Source organism: Bacillus sp. MUM 116, assembly GCF_001866655.1.
GTDB lineage: Bacteria > Bacillota > Bacilli > Bacillales > Cytobacillaceae > Neobacillus.
In genome coordinates this window covers 1-13,295 of sequence record NZ_MLYR01000058.1, presented here as the reverse complement: position 1 = coordinate 13,295, position 13,295 = coordinate 1, and the positions used below count along the sequence as shown (strand labels likewise).

11 protein-coding genes and 1 pseudogene are annotated in these 13,295 nt (G+C 39.2%); all 12 read right to left on the bottom strand.

Translation table 11 applies throughout. The features are described 5' to 3' along the window. Window positions 1-108: 108 nt before the first annotated feature. The 12 genes and pseudogenes from BIV60_RS14955 to BIV60_RS14900 all read right to left on the bottom strand — a co-directional run bounded on the left by BIV60_RS14955 (window position 109) and on the right by BIV60_RS14900 (window position 13,245). Window positions 109-690, bottom strand: a complete 582-nt coding sequence (locus tag BIV60_RS14955; protein ID WP_071356526.1) for a cysteine dioxygenase family protein — start codon at window positions 688-690, stop codon at window positions 109-111. A 28-nt stretch (window positions 691-718) separates the two neighbouring features. Beyond that, entirely contained in the window at window positions 719-1,906 is a 1,188-nt protein-coding gene (locus tag BIV60_RS14950) for a MalY/PatB family protein (protein WP_071356525.1), read from the bottom strand. Window positions 1,907-2,173: 267 nt separating this feature from the next. Next, window positions 2,174-3,655: an amino acid permease gene (locus BIV60_RS14945; protein ID WP_071356524.1), complete on the bottom strand. Its 1,482-nt coding sequence runs from the start codon at window positions 3,653-3,655 to the stop codon at window positions 2,174-2,176. Window positions 3,656-4,110: 455 nt separating this feature from the next. Next, a pseudogene (locus tag BIV60_RS14940) lies at window positions 4,111-4,914 on the bottom strand (sulfite exporter TauE/SafE family protein). A gap of 186 nt (window positions 4,915-5,100) precedes the next feature. Beyond that, a complete protein-coding gene (locus tag BIV60_RS14935; protein ID WP_071356523.1) occupies window positions 5,101-5,673 on the bottom strand; it encodes a hypothetical protein in 573 nt (190 codons plus the stop codon). A gap of 25 nt (window positions 5,674-5,698) precedes the next feature. After that, a complete protein-coding gene (locus tag BIV60_RS14930) occupies window positions 5,699-6,898 on the bottom strand; it encodes an FAD/NAD(P)-binding oxidoreductase (RefSeq protein WP_071356522.1) in 1,200 nt (399 codons plus the stop codon). 461 nt (window positions 6,899-7,359) lie between these two features. Beyond that, a complete protein-coding gene (locus tag BIV60_RS14925) occupies window positions 7,360-7,701 on the bottom strand; it encodes a thioredoxin family protein (RefSeq protein WP_071356521.1) in 342 nt (113 codons plus the stop codon). Window positions 7,702-7,715: 14 nt separating this feature from the next. Continuing rightward, a complete protein-coding gene (trxB, locus tag BIV60_RS14920) occupies window positions 7,716-8,681 on the bottom strand; it encodes a thioredoxin-disulfide reductase (RefSeq protein ID WP_071356520.1) in 966 nt (321 codons plus the stop codon). A 237-nt stretch (window positions 8,682-8,918) separates the two neighbouring features. Next, window positions 8,919-10,391, bottom strand: coding sequence for a Na+/H+ antiporter NhaC (nhaC, locus tag BIV60_RS14915; protein WP_071356519.1), 1,473 nt, complete (start codon window positions 10,389-10,391; stop codon window positions 8,919-8,921). Between the two features lie 28 nt (window positions 10,392-10,419). Continuing rightward, on the bottom strand, window positions 10,420-11,595 hold the full coding sequence (locus BIV60_RS14910; RefSeq protein WP_071356518.1) for a MalY/PatB family protein: 1,176 nt from the start codon (window positions 11,593-11,595) through the stop codon (window positions 10,420-10,422). Between the two features lie 133 nt (window positions 11,596-11,728). Beyond that, complete coding sequence (locus BIV60_RS14905) at window positions 11,729-12,709, bottom strand: 1-aminocyclopropane-1-carboxylate deaminase/D-cysteine desulfhydrase (RefSeq protein ID WP_083402265.1); 981 nt, start codon at window positions 12,707-12,709, stop codon at window positions 11,729-11,731. A 170-nt stretch (window positions 12,710-12,879) separates the two neighbouring features. Then, window positions 12,880-13,245, bottom strand: a complete 366-nt coding sequence (locus BIV60_RS14900; protein WP_071356516.1) for a RidA family protein — start codon at window positions 13,243-13,245, stop codon at window positions 12,880-12,882. Window positions 13,246-13,295 lie beyond the last annotated feature (50 nt).

Genomic DNA, 13,295 nt, shown 5'->3' with positions numbered 1-13,295 from the left:
ATAAAAAACGGAAAGGAAACATAGTTTTTTATCTTAATATATTTCAGCTTAATCATGATCCTTTAAGGTATAAACCGGTCGGACCAAACATTCTCTATTAAATCGATTCTAAACAGGGAAGTATTCAACATGTTTTTCCTCTGCCAGATATAGCCCTTCTTCATCTAAAGGGGTGAATACCCGAAATTTCCTCAATTGCTTTCCATAAACATGAATCGTGATAGCAGGTGTTTCGCCTACCCCCTCAAGGATATGACAGTCTGCCGGAGGCAATAGCTTTCCTGTATTCTGCTCGTTTACAACAATGGAATCAGCAGGCTGTAACTTAACAATTTTTCCCCCTGATAATTCCTCTAATCGTATATAATTTGTCACCTTGACCTGACCCGCGATAACTCCTTCTGCTCCCCATGTATCATCGTGATCATGAAGAGTGGTCTTCTGGCCGGGCTTCCAGACGAGCGCGATCACTTCGAAACGGTCCTCTGGATCACAATACAACGGATGCCGTGAGTACCCCTCATCACTTGGCCTTCTCTTCTCAGCAGGAAGCCATGATTGGGATTGAATTAATTTACCAACCAACCTTTCCGCTTCCACAACACATTCTTTATCATTCTGACTCTGTTCCACCATAACGGTCATATCATGAACAAAATGTTTGAAATCATATGCATTTGCGTAATCCATCCTAATTCCTCCTCAATATTCTGATGTTTTACTTTCCTATTGGGGAAAGTTGCTTGACTGCTCGTTCTAACTGGAGTAGAGCTTTTTCCAACGTAGTGCGGGGACATGCGATATTCATTCTCATAAAGCCTTCTCCACCTTGGCCAAAAATGTGACCTTCATTCAAGGCCAATCTTGCTTTTTGCAGCATAAACTGATCTAATTCTTCCATACAGAATCCAAGTTCCCGGAAATCCAGCCAAAGCAGGTACGTCCCCTCCGGTTTGACAAGTTTGATTTGAGGGATATTGTTTTGTAAATACGATTCAACAAAATCAACATTTCCTTTTAAATAATCAATTAGCTGATCCAGCCATTCTTCCCCGAATCGATAGGCACTCTCCAAAGCTGCTATACCAAACGGTGTTGCCCATCCAATCGCCATACTGTTGATTTCACGATTATAGCGTTCTCTCAAATCACAATTTGGAATAATGACAACAGAGGTTTGAACTCCCCAAATATTGAAAGTCTTACTTGGTGAAAAGCACGTAATGGTCTGCTTGGCCAGCGCTTCTGAGATCGAAGCGATTGGTACGTGTTTATACTCGTTGTAGACGAGATCAAAATGAATTTCGTCCGAAACTATCAAAATATTATGTTTAAGACAGATTTCCCCAAGAAGTGTAAGCTCTTCACGTGTCCAGACCCTTCCCACCGGATTATGCGGGCTGCAAAGGATTAACATTTTAACGGACGAATCAATCTGAGCCTCTAAATCTGCAAAATCCATCGTGTATCGTCCATCCTCATAGGAAAGAGGGTTGTTTACAACCGTACGTCCCTGCGATTCAATCACGCGGAAGAAGTGGTGGTAAACCGGTGATTGAACGATGATCTTATCACCAGGCTGGGTTAATGACCGCAGAAGAAAGGCCAAGGCCGGAATAACGCCAGGGCTATGGGTGATCCATTCCTTTTGAATGGACCATTGATGCCTTCGAGACACCCAATCCACAATCGCTTCAAAATATGAGTCCGGGCGATAGGTGTACCCATAGATCCCATGCTCTACCCTTTCCTTTAAGGTTTCAATCACGGCAGGTGGTGCCTTAAAGTCCATATCAGCCACCCACATGGGGAGGACATCATTCACACCAAAGCGCGTCTCAAGGTCATCCCACTTTTCGCAGGCTGTTTTCATCCGGTTAATTTCCTGATCGAAGTTGTATTTCATTTCGCTCCCCCTATTCGTTAACTTTTACACCAAACTATATTGCAAAAATCGTGCCAAACTAAAAATTCCACTTAATGAACCAGTGATGGTGTTGTTTTTGTTGATACAACACTGTTTAATCATTTTCATTCATGGGAAGAGCCCATTGCTTTTGCTGGAATCTTAGCAAATCTGATAAAATCTATCTCACATTCGAAAAAAAAATCCTTCCTTGTACATAAAAGTAAAGGAAGGATAATTACATAATTGAACTATGCAGGAATCATCTTACTCGCGATTCTTAAAATCACATTCCGTAAGAGGGATAACCTTTGTTTTTTTAATCATTTTATAACCAATCCAAAGAACTACAAAGAGAACAATGCCGATATAATTAGCAATGGTCTCTCCCCAATCAATCTTGCCTTCAGTAAATAAATTTTGGCCAAGGACTAACACAATAATGAACAAGAAGGTGATCATTGGACCTAATGGAAAAAATTTAGCTTTAAACGGAAGTTGACTAGGATCTTTTCCTTGAGCAATATAGGCCCTGCGAAAGCGGTAATGACTGACAGCGATCCCGAACCATTTAATAAATCCGGTCATAGCGGAAGTCGCCACTAGCCACATAAAAACGGAACCGCTTCCAAACATAGATGACAAAAACGAAATAAACCCAAAGATGACAGATACCATTAATGCAGCCATTGGAATCCCACGGGAATTAACCTTCGCAAACATGCGGGGAGCTTTTCCTTCTTTCGCCAATGCCCAAAGCATACGTGAAGATGCATACATGGCGGTATTTGCTGCAGATAAAATAGAAGTAAGAAGAACGGCATTCATGGCCGAAGCGGCAAACGCTAAGCCGGCTCGTTTAAAAACAAGGGTGAATGGACTAATCGCAACATTGCTAATACCCGTTTTAAGCAGATTGGGATCCGTATAAGGAATGATCAAACCAATAATGAATATGGTTAATACGTAGAAAATAAGGATCCGCCAGAAAATGGTTCGAATGGCTTTAGGAACATTTTTAGATGGATTATTCGTTTCACCGGCAGCTGTTGCAATCACCTCGGTCCCCTGGAAGGCAAAACCGGCAATAAGGATCACACTAAAGAATGCTAGAAATCCGCCGTGAAATGGGGCATCTCCTTTTGTAAAGTTACTGAAACCCTCAGTATGCCCTCCCATAATCCCGAAAATCATAGCTGTTCCGATGATTAAAAACAAAATAATCGAAACAACCTTAATACCTGCAAACCAATATTCACTTTCCCCATATCCCTTAACAGATAGTAGATTTAGAGCCAGTAATATTACTAAGAAGATCGTACTCCATAATAGGGCAGATGAGTCTGGAAACCAATACTTCATAATTAGAACAGCTGCTGAGAGATCGGCCGGAATCGTAATGGCATTGGTGTACCAATAATTCCATCCTAAAGCAAATCCGAAGGCAGGATCTACGTACCTTGTTGCATAGGTTTCAAATGATCCCGGCACAGGTAAAAATGATGCCAGTTCACCTAAACTATTCATGACAAAATACACCATGATTCCCACTAGTATGTAGGCTGCGAGCGCTCCACCGGGTCCTGCTTTACTGATCGCTGATCCACTTGATACAAACAACCCTGTTCCGATTGCACCGCCGATCGCCATCATCGTTAAATGTCTGGACTGTAAACTGCGGTGTAACTGCTGTCCATTTGATTTTTCCTTGGTAGGGATAAAATTCAATTTAAGTGCCGGTTTACCCATATAAGTACCTCCGATTTTATAAAATTACTTTCAAAAATAATAAAATATTGCAAAAATTATAAAGCCATTTAGCCGTATACAAAATCAATAGGCAAATAATCATTGCAACGGTCATCCGTATGAAAAGGAGTTTGTTTAATCCAGGGATCGTCATCACATACAAGGCGACACTGGAGCATAAGATGCAAAGAGAATGATACGATAACGCTTTCATTTAGTCCTACCAAGGAGCCATAAAGAAGGAACTATGTATGATCGTAAAGTTTCATAGGTGACTTAGGCAGATCGCGAGGCTAAAAAATTGGCCCAAGATTACCTATGTTAGGGAATCGTTGATCACCACAAAAATTATTTCTTCGCGATTGCCTCTATTTCGATCATCACATCTTCAAAATAAACTAGAAAAGTATGATTGTGAAACCTATTCCTAGCTATTTTCTCTATCAATTACAGATTCATAAATTCAGGGCGTCGGCATTTTTAATGATCATATAGATGGCTACGGTTATGACAACAGCAGAGAATATATAGTTAAGGGCTTGTCGTTGTTTGCTTAAACGCTTTGCAACGATCGTACCAAAGATTCCCCCTATAAATCCGCCGCATACAAGTGCCAGTACAACGAACCAATTAACCAATCCAGAAAGGCTGTAATTTAACGCCGTTGTAATCCCAAAAATTCCCACAGAAAACAAAGATGTACCTATTGCTTCAACGATTGCCATGTTTGTGGCAGCCAGTAAGGAGGGAACAACCAAAAACCCGCCGCCAATGCCAAAAAATCCTGATGCCAATCCTGTCATAACACCGAATAGGGTTAACTTTTTTCCATTGAATTTATCCATTTACCTCATACCTTCTGTTTCAATATTTGCTGCCTGTTTTACAGTCTTTTTAGGCAGGATCATTTTAATGGCCATAAAAATCATAAGTAAGGCAAAGAGAAACAGCAATTGCTTGCTCGGTAAAAGCTTACCAAGATAAGAACCAGAGAAGGCCCCAACCACACCTGGTATAGCAAATACGATGGCCGGTCTTAAGTGGACATGGCCTGCGCGTGAATGAGGGATAAGATTCAAGAAGGCATTAATGGAAACGGCAAGGGCTGTACTCCCAATCACAATATGCGGGTCTTTCACCCCGACCACATAAAGCAAAAGAGGAACCGCTAAAATGGAACCGCCGCCGCCAATAAGCCCTAAAGTAAAGCCAATAATACCACCTGAAGCAACTGTGAGAATCCATTGAAGAATCGTCATTTCCTAACTCCTTTTTCATTCCGCGATGCACTGGTTACGATCGCAATAGGGGTGTAGGCTTGTCATCTTTTTCCCTTTAGCCGTAAGCACCGTGGAATTGAATGCTTTATTATTCTCTTTTACCCATTAGTCAAACCCGCAGGTCACAAAAGATTAATTGAGAATGAACACTCCTTAAAAAGGAGATTATTTTGATTTAGGTTCAGAAGTAATGGTCAAAAGTGCTTTAACAAAATGAATACTCCGCTGAACAGCAGGCTCTTTCATTAATTTGAATACGGTAAATATGGTCACGGGTGAATGGTCTTTGTCCGCTTCTTTTTTTGCCCGTAGAATCAAATCCCAACCATTTTCAACCTTTTGCTGGATTGGACCAGCGATTTCTTGTGATAAATAATCACCGGACTCATGATCACGGGATGTCGATAATAGGAATTCCATAATTGGTTCTAACATTGACAAGTACCTAGTATATCTCGGAAGGTTATGGACCAGTGCCATCAATGCTTCCAATGAATCTTTGGTGGGAATGTATTTCCCGATTTCATCATCTATTCCTCCCAATAAATATTCCATCGATTCTCTATCATTCAGAACGGATTTTATAAAAGTGATGTTTCGTTCTAGGGCAGAATACTGGTCAACAAGTTCGGGTAGTTTTTCCAGTGTTTGGATTAAACTGTTTTGTATTTCCTTCTGACTCAATAATGAAAGTAATGGTTGGAGTTCAGATAAGTGATCAATAGTGGTTTTCTGCATAATCATCTCTCACTAACATATTTTTTTATAGCAGGCCCTTTAGCATTCCGTTCCAATATACAATGGGGAGTATCTGCTTCTTTAATAGATACATACTGTATCTTTCCTTTGCTTGATCAAAAGGAAAGCTCTCCTCCGGCTTAGATTCATAATCAAACTCTGCTAAAACTAAGCTTCCATATCCGGTTACGAGCGGACACGAAGTATAGCCGTTGTACTTTTGCATACCTGTTTTTTGATTCATTAAACATAACAAGTTCTGAACAAGAACCGGAGCTTGTTTGCGGATAGCGGCACCCGTTTTTGATGTTGGTAAATTGGTACAGTCACCTATTCCAAAGACATTTCCATATTTTTTATGGGACAATGTATATGGATCCACATCCAGCCAGCCAGTATCTTCGGCTAATGGACTGTTCTTAATGAAATCAGGCGAACTCATCGGCGGGACGACATGAATCATATCATAGGGGACCATTCCTAATTCATCCGTCGAAAGGTTTTTAAAAACGGCCTTTTTTTGCGGTGCATTTATTTCCACTAAATTGTGCAGGTAATGCGTTTCAATTCCTTTTCTTTCAATTACTTTGTTCAATGTATCCGCGTATTTTTGGACTCCAAAGATACTCCCCGCTCCCGAGAAAAAGTGGATAGCGGAATTCGAGCGAACCCCTGATTTTCGAAAGTAATCATCCGCAAGATACATGATTTTTTGTGGTGCACCACCACATTTAACCGGTGTATTCGGATTTGTAAAGATGGCATTCCCGCCGTTGAAATTGCGGATATTTTCCCAAGTACTTTCGACATAATCGAAAGAGTAATTACTGCAAACGCCATTCTTGCCAATGCTCTCTTTTAAACCTTTCACCTTGTGCCAGTCGATTTGAATACCTGCTGCCACCACTAAAAAGTCATAACTCAGTTTGCTGCCCGAAGCTGTTACAACTGACTGTTCATCTGGAAAAAACGCTTCAACCGGCTCTTTAATCCATGCAATGCCATCTGGAATTAAAGTGGACTGTTCTCTCTCAGTTACTTTTTTATCGACAACCCCACCACCAACCAGTGTCCATAGTGGCTGGAAATAATGTTTTTCAGCAGGGTCAATAATGGCAATTTTCCCATAAAGAACCCGCGATTCTTTTAATAGACGTGCTGCCACTGTAATACCGGCACTTCCGCCGCCAACAATAATCACTTTGTAGTCTGTCAAATCAGTCATATAACCCCTCCTCCAGTTACCTGCATTTACGCAGATTCAAGCTCCGTTTTTTTAATTTCCTCCACCTCCCTTTTCAATTTTATTAATGCAAGTATTATGCCAAAATAAAATCATTGTTCATTCAACCTTCTCACCTCCAAATAAGATGGAAATTTATCATTTCCGCTATGAATATAGTGTAAAACTGCTGTTCCGTACTGTTTTTCGATTCCTAGTTTTGAAAAATTTTTTCCTAATTATTAAAAAAAGGATTGCAATTGAATTTGCAATCCTAGGGTAAATTGATAAGATTTTTTTGTTCTAACTTTTTACTGGAAAGTGCCGAATATTGAGTTTTCCAATCTTCCGCAGCTTAGGGGTACCGGTCCTTACCTATGAAAGTAGGTTCATCAAAAGCAGAACTTTCGAACTCAAAAGCTGTATAGGTTCTATAAAAAAAGTTGGCTCCAGGTAAGGATTTTCTATCCCAGTTTTCCACTTGCCTCTACAATTTGATTAAGAAACTGTTCAACCTCTTCCTGACTTTTTCCAAGTTTACTTACAAAGCGGTTCAGTTCCTTCCCTTCTTGAAAAGCAATAAAGCTTGGGATTCCGTACACATCCAGCTTCTCTAATACCTCTGGAAAATGTTCACGATTTACTGCAATCATGTCTACTTTTTCTTTATATGCTTCTTCCAAGATAGGCATAAATAAATCGGTATGCTGACAGTCAGGGCAATATTCGGCATAAAATTTGGCCATAACTGGTTTTGTTGATAAAATCGCCTCTTCAAACTCTTGTTTTGTTTTAATCTCTTTCATTATTAAAATCCTCCCTATATTTGTTTCTCAATGATAGATTGATTGTTTTCACTATATAATTCATTTGCATCAAGATATTTTTCGCAATCCAGAGCAGCCATACAACCACTACCCGCAGCCGTAATGGCTTGGCGGTATTTATGATCTTGAACATCTCCGCAGGCAAATACACCTGGAATATTCGTTTCGGTGGTACCAGGATTCACCACGATATATCCCATATCATCCGTTTTGATTTGATTGTCTAAAAATGCTGTGTTCGGTTTATGGCCGATGGTAACGAAAATACCATCCGTTTCCAGAACTTCCTCTTTTCCTGTTTCGCTGTTTTTTACTTTCAAGCCAGTAACATGTCGATCCCCTGCGATCACTTCTTCAGGAATGGAATTTAAGCTCCATGTAATTTTTGGATTCCTTCTGGCACGGTCTTGCATAATTTGGGAAGCGCGAAGTTCCTTTCTGCGGTGGACAACCCGAACCTCCGAAGCAAACTTCGTTAAAAAGTTTGCCTCTTCCATAGCAGAATCTCCGCCGCCGACAACGATAATTTTCTTACCTCTAAAGAAAAATCCATCGCATGTTGCACAGGTGCTTACCCCACGGCCAATATTTTCTCTTTCCCCCGGAATTTCCAAAAGTTTCGCAGAAGCTCCCGTTGAAATGATTAATGATTGCGTTTTAAGCTCCCCTATTCCTTCCACCGTTAAGGTAAAAGGGTTATTGGAAAAGTCGACTTTTTTAACCCAACCTCTTTTAAACTTTGCTCCAAAAAACTCAGCTTGCTTTCGCATGTTCTGCATCAACTCTCGTCCCATAATCCCTTCAGGAAAACCAGGAAAATTCTCGACATCTGTTGTCAATGTCAATTGCCCCCCTGGTTCAGGCCCTTCAATGACCAAAGGACTTATGTTAGCACGTGCTAAATAAATTGCAGCGGTTAACCCAGCAGGTCCAGTCCCTAGAATAACAGCTTTATACATCTCTTTCCCCCCTTATCTCTTAGTCATGAATATTAACTTGCAATATTCGTGCCAATCTTTAATTCCTTGAAAAATCACTATTTTTTCAGCCTCTTATAGGTTAATCATTCCTATTTCCTATCACGTTTGAGAAAAATTTTTTAAAACTAAGAAAACATGTACCAGGACAACTTACCAATATGAAAAGGCGATTCCTATAAATGTTATCAGGAATCGCCTATATAAAACCTCATTTACTTAGATCGCTTTAGATGTTGTTTCAACATCCTCAAGCTTCTCCTGCTTTAACTTCTTTATTGCAAATCCAGTGGCACCATAAATTAAATCAAATAATGGGACAAAGAAGGCTAGAAAGACATATGGGAAATAGGCATATGGCGATACCCCCAACATCTGCGAACAATAGATTGCGTTGGAATTCCACGGAATAACCGGTGCGCCCATCGTCCCAACATCCTCGATATTACGCGAAAGATTTTCCGGTGCCAAATTATTATTTTTAAAGACATTTTTCATAAGTGAACCCGCTACAATTGCAGTTAATAACATCGATGAGCCAATCATATTTGTGATTAATGCGATTACCATTGTAGCTAGTGTTATTCTAAATGTAGAACCGTGGGTTCGTTTGACCAATGGCTCAACTAAAGCGCTCAGAATCCCAGACTGTTCCAACATTCCCGTTACACACATGGCTAAAAGGACAACAAGGAATGAACTCATTAAACTGTAGAGCCCGCCTCTGCTTAGTATGGGGTCAACTAACTTACTGCCGCTTTGAAACACAAATCCATTGGTCATGATATCAAACATTTTTGTTAAATTATATCCCTGAATAAAAACAGCGACAGCCATACCGCTAAATACTCCCATTAACAGCGAAACAATAGCTGGAATGCCCCTTACGAGCATAACTAGTACAACAAGGAGAGGAATCAATGAAATCCAGGATAAATGGAAATGCTTTGATATTACACCAGTAATTTGTTGAATCTCCTGTATCTTCGCTCCGTCTTTTCCATACTTTAAACCTAAAATGATAAATATAATTGCTGTTAGAATATACGCTGGGACAGTTGACCATAACATGTGTTTAACGTGTGACATTACTTTAGATCCAGCAACGGTAGCTGCTAAAATTGTACTATCAGACAATGGTGACAATTTATCTCCGAAGAAGGAACCACAAATAATAGCACCTGCTGTCATTGCTTGGGGAACTCCAAGTGCATTACCAACTGTCATTAAGGCCAAGCCCGCTGTACCCAACGTCCCCCATGAAGTTCCAGTTGCAAGAGAGGTTGCAGATGTAAGGATCAATGCGGTGATTAAAAAGTATTGCGGTGAAATTAATTCTAAGCCCCAATACATAACATAAGGGATTGTACCGGAAGCCATCCAGGTGGCAATCATGACACCAACTACTAAAATAATCGTATTCGGCTCAAAAGATTGCTTCCCCATCTCCCAAGCCATATTTTGAACCTCATTATATTTGTATCCCAGTTTCATGACAAGCAGGCTCACAACAATCCATAACAACAAGAACATTAATTCCAGAGATGCACCAAAACCAAGTGTTCCTGTAAGCAGCAGGCCGAAAAAGATTAAGACAGAAACTGCTGCATATTTAAATGATACCGGAAATTTATAAGACTTTATTTCCCATTCGGCAGTTGCATTTCCTTGATTTTCAGGTTTATTCCCCATACACACAACCTCACAATTCAATTAGTTTTTAAAAACCATATTTATCATAGTTTAGCTTAATCTGTTTCAATGCGCGCTCTAGTAAAGATCTTGTACAAGCAATGTTTACTCTTACAAAATTACCATTATCTTTTCCATACGAACTCCCATCATTGACCCTAACCCCTGCATTCGTAAAAAATTCAGCCAATTCCGTACCGGTGAGGCCCAGCCCTTCACAGTCAAGCCATAACAAATAGGAACAATCAGGATACTGAACTTTTAACTTTGGTAAATGTTGATGGATATAGTTAATCGAAAAATCAATATTGCTTTGTAAATAAGCATTCAATTCATCCACATAATAATCGCATTCATTATAAGCAGTGATTAAAGCCTCAACCCCTAAATAGTTATAATCAAAGTGATATTTTGCGTAAATATCATCAAATGCTTTCTTCATATTTTTATTCTTTACAATCACATAAGCACTAAAAAAGGAGGCTAGATTAAAGGTTTTACTTGGAGAGTTCATCACCACAACATGTTGATCCTCTTCCTCACAAATCTCTAAAAAGGAGTGAAAAGGCAACCCTTTATGAATCATGTCGCTATGAATTTCATCACTTATAATCATCACGTTATTCTCGCGGCATAAATCATACATTTTCTTCATTTCCTCTTTTGTCCATACCCGCCCAATTGGATTGGCAGGATTACATACAAGGAGTATTTTTACATCGGGCATCTTTAGTTTGTCTTCTAAATCTTCAAAATCAATCTGATAACCACCTCTTTTGTGGTAAATTAATCGATTGTCAATTGCTTTTCTATTAAAATTCTCAATTACCTTTTTAAAGGTGGCGTAGACTGGAGGCTGTATCACTACTTTGTCTCCCGGATTGGTATAAGCATCTAAAAACATCCATAACGCCCCTGTCATTAATCCGGGCGCATAACTAATTTCGTCTTCCCTAATATCAATTTTATGATGGCGGCCATACCAGCCTTTAATAGCATCAGTAAATCGATTACGCGGAAAATATCCATAACCAAATACGCCAAAATCCACCTTTTCCCTTACAACATCTAATACTTCACGTGGTGCCTTGTAATCGGTATCAGCAATACCCAGCGGAATCAATGTGCCGCCTTTCCCTTCATTGTCCCATTTATCGGAATCAGAGCCAATTCGATTAATCGTTTCATCAAAGTTGTGAATCATGCTTATCCCTCATTTTTCTAAAAATTGCTGCGAATGCGTTTACATTTCCGCGTAAACCTATAACATTATCCAATTAAACTTTTTAAAAAGTCCGCCGGACACATCCAGAGATATGTCCAATCAACGGACAATTTTAAACAGCTCCATACAACATATTAATCTTCTCATCCGTCCAGCCGAAAATCCCACCGGTATGAATAAACAATATGTTTTGGCTTCCCTGAAGATTTTCATTCTTAAGTTCGTGGTATAAACCATACATCGACTTCCCGGTATATACCGGATCAAGGATAATCCCTTCTTCTTGTGCAAATTTCTCTATGAATCTCAGTTCATCCAATTGGCTCTTGCCGTAACCTAAACCTATATAGCTATCAATAATGTTGATTTCCTCATCCGAAAAACTGAAATGATTGTTTCTATATTGATTCATATCTTCTAAAATGTGTAATAGATCATGAACCGCTTGTTCCCTCTGATTTAATACACTAATGCCAATAATGGTTTTATTTTGATTGCTTTCTTTATTTCCATATAACAAACCGGCATAGGTACCGCCTGACCCGTTCGTAACCACAATCGTGTCGAACACTAATCCTAATTCCTGTTCTTGACGAAGTATTTCATAGAAGGCTTCTACATACCCTAAAGCACCAATGCCGTTTGAGCCTCCCATCGGAATGACATAAGGGTTGTGTCCGGAATCAGTCAAATCTTTCTTCAATTTTGCAATCATTGGTGTTAAATCTTGATACTCTTCCTCACTTGCCAGCTTAATTGTTGCACCTACTAATTTATTAAGAAATAGATTTCCTTCCGTCCTATTTATTTCACTTTCTTTTAAAATCAACAAGGACTTCATCTGATATTTAGCCGCCAGAACTGCAGTCGCTCTCGCATGGTTGGATTGGTTCCCGCCGCTAGTAATTAAATAATCACAATTTCTGTTTTTTGCATCCGCTAATAAATATTCCAGCTTTCTAATTTTGTTTCCTGATGTTCCCATTCCAGTCTGGTCATCACGCTTGATAAAAACTGATTTGTTCAAGTGTTTATTGAAAAAATCCACTCTTTCAACCTTTGTGGGTACATTGGCGATCATCATTTTCTCCATAAAGCAATTTCCAATCCTTATAATATTTTTTTCCGTAAAACAGTCGTTGCTTGTAAATGATCCAAAGCATTAATGAAAGGTAGAGGCTTGATAAATAGGTACGGATGAGCTTCCGGTATGCAGATCAGTCAACGGATCACCGTGAATTAATTTTGTGTTCAGCTTCATTTTTATTTATCTATTACCGCAACAACTTCTATTTCAACTAAGGCGTTTTTAGGCAGTTTTTCAACCGCAACAGCTGTTCTTGCAGGGTAGGGAAAACTAAAAAATTCTTTATATACTTCATTCATGGCATTGAAATCATTCATATCATTTAGAAAAACAGTTGTTTTTAAGATATCATCCATCGACGCGCCATTTTCTTCGAGTATTGCTTTTACATTTAATAGAGATTGTCTTGTTTGATCTTCAATTTTATCGCTGGGAAATTCGTTTCTTTCCGGGTCAATTGGAAGCTGCCCAGACGTATAAATCAAATTACCTGTTTTACGGTATACAGAATAAGGTCCAATTGCCTTTGGATATTTTTCCATTATAAACACATCCCTTAATAATTTTTTATTATTATGATAATATTATATTA

What these genes read in the sequence shown, in the direction of transcription:
- BIV60_RS14950 (WP_071356525.1), bottom strand. Translation starts at nt 1,906, where the DNA reads ATGAAATACAACTTCGATCAGGAAATTAACCGGATGAAAACAGCCTGC.
- BIV60_RS14935 (WP_071356523.1), bottom strand. Translation starts at nt 5,673, where the DNA reads ATGCAGAAAACCACTATTGATCACTTATCTGAACTCCAACCATTACTT.
- BIV60_RS14900 (WP_071356516.1), bottom strand. Translation starts at nt 13,245, where the DNA reads ATGGAAAAATATCCAAAGGCAATTGGACCTTATTCTGTATACCGTAAA.
- BIV60_RS14945 (WP_071356524.1), bottom strand. Translation starts at nt 3,655, where the DNA reads ATGGGTAAACCGGCACTTAAATTGAATTTTATCCCTACCAAGGAAAAA.
- BIV60_RS14910 (WP_071356518.1), bottom strand. Translation starts at nt 11,595, where the DNA reads ATGATTCACAACTTTGATGAAACGATTAATCGAATTGGCTCTGATTCC.
- BIV60_RS14955 (WP_071356526.1), bottom strand. Translation starts at nt 690, where the DNA reads ATGGATTACGCAAATGCATATGATTTCAAACATTTTGTTCATGATATG.
- BIV60_RS14930 (WP_071356522.1), bottom strand. Translation starts at nt 6,898, where the DNA reads ATGACTGATTTGACAGACTACAAAGTGATTATTGTTGGCGGCGGAAGT.
- BIV60_RS14905 (WP_083402265.1), bottom strand. Translation starts at nt 12,709, where the DNA reads ATGGAGAAAATGATGATCGCCAATGTACCCACAAAGGTTGAAAGAGTG.
- nhaC (WP_071356519.1), bottom strand. Translation starts at nt 10,391, where the DNA reads ATGGGGAATAAACCTGAAAATCAAGGAAATGCAACTGCCGAATGGGAA.
- BIV60_RS14925 (WP_071356521.1), bottom strand. Translation starts at nt 7,701, where the DNA reads ATGAAAGAGATTAAAACAAAACAAGAGTTTGAAGAGGCGATTTTATCA.
- trxB (WP_071356520.1), bottom strand. Translation starts at nt 8,681, where the DNA reads ATGTATAAAGCTGTTATTCTAGGGACTGGACCTGCTGGGTTAACCGCT.